Genomic DNA, 3,644 nt, shown 5'->3' with positions numbered 1-3,644 from the left:
CCTCGCCCGGTCCGGGGAGCGGCTGGACCGCGCGCTCCTCGCGCCGCTGGCGCCGGTGCTCGGCGACCGCGAGCTGGTCATCGCCCCGGCCGGGCCGCTGCACGGGCTGCCCTGGGCGGCGCTCCCGTCCCTGGCCGGTCGCCCGTTCACGGTCGTCCCGTCGGCCGGCGCCTGGCTGCGCGCCCGCGCCGTCACCGGCGCACCGGGGCACACCGTCCTCGCGGCGGGTCCCGGGCTGCGGCACGCCGGGCGCGAGATCGCCGCGCTGCGGCCGCTGTATCCCGGGGCCCGCGTCCTGGACGGATGGGACGCGCGCGCCGAGTCCGTCCGGGACGCGCTGGACGGCGCCGCCGTCGCGCACGTCGCGGCGCACGGCGAGTTCCGGGAGGGGAACGCCCTGTTCTCCCGCCTGCTCCTCGCCGACGGCCCGCTGACGGTCCACGATCTGGACGAGCTGGCCGTCCCACCGCGCGTGCTGGTGCTGTCGGCGTGCGACATCGGACGCGGGGACGAGGGCGACGCCGTCCTGGGGATGGCCGGCGTCCTCCTCGCCCTCGGCACCGCGACGGTGGTCGCCAGCGTCACGCCCGTGGGCGACGCGGTGGCCCCGGAGTTCATGGCGGCCTTCCACGCCGGCCTGGCCGCGGGCCGGTCTCCGGCCCGCGCCCTGGCCGCGGTGCCCCGCGTCCCCGGCGTCGCGGGGTTCCAGTGCCTCGGCGGGGGCTGACGGCCGCGCGTCAGCCGTCGCCCGTGGCCACCGGGTGGGCGGGGTCGGCCACCCAGTTCGACCAGGATCCGACGTAGAGCGCCGCCGGGATGCCCGCGAGGGTGAGCGCGAGGATCTCGTGCGCGGCCGTCACGCCGGACCCGCAGTAGACGCCGACGTCGAGCGCGTCGGTCGCGCCGAGCTTGGCGAAGCGCTCGCGGAGCAGCGCGGGCGGCAGGAAACGGCCGTCGACGCCGACGTTCCCGGAGGTGGGAGCGTTCCTGGCACCGGGGATGTGACCGGCGACCGGGTCCACCGGCTCCTGCTCGCCCCGGTAGCGCTCGGCGGCGCGGGCGTCCAGCAGCACCCCGGCGCCGGCCAGCGCGGCGGCGCCGTCGGCGTCCAGCACGGGCAGCCGGCCGGGCGCGGCGATGAAGTCGCCCTGCTTGACCTCCGGTTCGTCGGCGACGACCGGGAGGCCCGCCTCCGTCCAGGCCCGGTATCCGCCGTCCAGGACGCGGACGCGGTCATGGCCGAAATGGCGCAGCGACCACCAGACCCGCGCCGCGGCGGTGGAGTCGGCGTCGTCGTAGACCACGACCAGCCGGTCGCCCGACACGCCGGCGCGGCGCATCGCGGCCTCGAAGTCCCCGGACGCGGGCAGCGGATGCCGGCCCGCCGGGCCGGGCGGGCCGGCGACGTCACGGTCCAGGTCGACGAAGGCCGCGCCGGGCAGGTGGCCCTTGCGGTACGACTCGATGCCCGGGGGCCCCGCCAGCCGCCACCGCGCGTCCAGCAGCACCAGGGGGTGCCGCTGCCGCAGCAGCCGGTCCAGCGCGGGCACTTCGATGAGAGGGTGCACATCGTCAGTCTGACCGGCGTCGCCCGGATTAGGGAGAGGCGAATTCTGGTTCGTCACGACCGGCAGCCTACGCACGGCGCGTCCGGGCGGGCGCGGCCCGTCACGGCCGGACCGTCCGCAGCAGCGGGACGAGCTGTTCCGCGGCCACCAGCGAGCCGTGCATGCCGACCATCCCGGCCAGCCACGGCTCGCGCGCGGACGCCGTGATCGCGAGGTCGGCGTGCGGGACGGCGATCACGTCGCCGACGCGCTCGGCCATCCCGGGCGCGAGCGGGCCGAACCAGCCGGCGCCGGCGGCCTCGTCCCGCGAGACGACCCACGCGCGGTCGCCGAGCACGCCCTTCCAGGCGGCGAGGACGTCGGCGTGGGCGCCCGGCTCGGAGTAGACGTAGCGGCAGCGCGCGTCGCCGCCGAGCAGGGCCACGCCCTCCCCGAGCTCCGGGACGGTGTCGGCGTCGACACGCTCGGACGGGTCGACCATGCCGTGGTCGGCGGTCACGTACAGCGCCGACCCGGCGGGCAGCACCGAGGCGATCCGCTGCGCGAGCACGTCGACGAACCGCAGCTGGTGACGCCAGTCGGCGGACGCGACGCCGAACCGGTGCCCGGTCCCGTCGAGGTCGGCGTGGTAAGCGGTCACGTACGCGCGCCCGCCCCGCCGCAGCCCCTCGGCGGCGCGCCCGACGAGCTGCCCGAGCCCGTCGGCGGCCAGGTACTCGGCGCCCCGGACGGTGGCGCGGCTCAGCCCGGAGCCGCGGTAGTGGCCGAGCGCCGCGTAGCCGACCGCGACGCCGTCGGCGGCGGCCCGCTCGTAGGCGGTCGGCGCGGGCTGGAACACCGCCGGGTCGACCGAGTCGTCCCGCCAGCGCAGGCAGTTGAGCAGCCGCCCGGTGCCCGGGACGGCCACCTGCACGCCGAGGAGCCCGTGCCCGCCCGGCGGCAGGCCCGTCGCCAGCGACCCGAGGCTGGTGACGGTCGTCGCCGGGAACCCCGCGGTGATCGGCCCGCCGTCCATGGCGTTCAGGTAGGGCGCCTCGTCCGGGTGGGCGCGCAGCTGCTCCCAGCCGAGCCCGTCGACGAGCAGCACGCACGCGCGGGGCAGCTCGGGCAGGCCGAGCACGTTCACCTCGCCCGGGACGCCGAGCGCGGCGAGCACCGACGGCGCGAGGTCGGCCAAGGCCCCCGTCCCGTACCTCGGGACGGGCGGGCGCGGCGCGCTCACCGCGCGGTCACGGCGGACAGCTCCTCGGCGAAGGCCAGCACCTGCCCGACGGCGTCGGCGCCGTCGGCGGCCTCGCTCACCCGCAGCGACAGGTCGTCGGCGGTGACGCTGCCGGTGTAGCCGTGGTCGGCCTCGCAGTTCTCGTCGCCGCAGGTCGCGGGCTCCAGGTCGATGTGGGCGATCGCCCCCCAGCCGATGGTCAGCACGACCTCGGTGGGCGGCACGCCCGGGACGTAGGAGGCGGGATCCGGGACGACCCGGGTCACCGCGACCGACTGAACGCGGTCCAGCCTGACGGCCTCGGTGGTGGTGGACGCGTGCGGCTGCGCCATGCCCTCGCCCGGCGGGTGCTCGTCGGTGTGGCACACCAGCAGCCGGTTCGCCGAAAGCACCAGCACGGTCACGTGCCGGCGCACCTCCATCGCGGGGTCGAAGGTCGCCTCGTGGTGCACGACGTAGGCGACCACGCGGTCGTCCCCTATGGCCGACTCGACCGCGTCCGCGACCAGGGCCGGGTAGTAGCCGCTGCGCTCGATCGCCGTGCGCAGACCATGCGCGGTCGCTCGGGTTTCCCTCATGGCCCCATCCTGCCCTGTCCGGGGGCGGACGCGCACATGGCGAAACGGGGGGATCATGGTCGGCGGACGCCCGGCGGGGTACGGGTGGGACATGAACAGAGATCCGCTGCCCTCCCCGCGCCCGGTGCCCCCGCCCACCCCGGACCCCGCACCGGCCCCGGGACCTCTCGTTCCTCCCACCGAGCCGCCGCCGGGACCCGCGCCCGGACCCGCGCCGGGGCCGCCCGGACCGGTGCCGCCGGGCCCCTCCCCCGATCCCGTCCCGCCGGGCCCGCC

Annotated in this window: 4 protein-coding genes; 1 reads left to right on the top strand and 3 read right to left on the bottom strand. The window is 77.6% G+C overall.

The window, feature by feature from the left end:
* On the top strand, positions 1 to 727 hold a 727-nt coding region (locus E1291_RS40165; RefSeq protein ID WP_131743239.1), incomplete at its 5' end, for a CHAT domain-containing protein.
* Between the two features lie 10 nt (positions 728 to 737).
* Here E1291_RS40165 and E1291_RS40160 read toward each other — a convergent pair.
* The 3 genes from E1291_RS40160 to E1291_RS40150 all read right to left on the bottom strand — a co-directional run bounded on the left by E1291_RS40160 (position 738) and on the right by E1291_RS40150 (position 3,368).
* Positions 738 to 1,568, bottom strand: a complete 831-nt coding sequence (locus E1291_RS40160) for a sulfurtransferase (protein WP_131743238.1) — start codon at positions 1,566 to 1,568, stop codon at positions 738 to 740.
* A gap of 100 nt (positions 1,569 to 1,668) precedes the next feature.
* Complete coding sequence (locus tag E1291_RS40155) at positions 1,669 to 2,790, bottom strand: alkaline phosphatase family protein (protein WP_131743237.1); 1,122 nt, start codon at positions 2,788 to 2,790, stop codon at positions 1,669 to 1,671.
* Complete coding sequence (locus E1291_RS40150; RefSeq protein WP_131743236.1) at positions 2,787 to 3,368, bottom strand: DUF5998 family protein; 582 nt, start codon at positions 3,366 to 3,368, stop codon at positions 2,787 to 2,789. Before E1291_RS40150 ends, E1291_RS40155 begins: the two co-directional genes overlap by 4 nt.
* Positions 3,369 to 3,644: the final 276 nt, after the last annotated feature.

This window comes from Actinomadura roseirufa, from assembly GCF_900659635.1.
Taxonomy (GTDB): Bacteria; Actinomycetota; Actinomycetes; order Streptosporangiales; family Streptosporangiaceae; genus Spirillospora; species Spirillospora roseirufa.
This window is presented reverse-complemented; position numbering and strand designations above follow the sequence as displayed.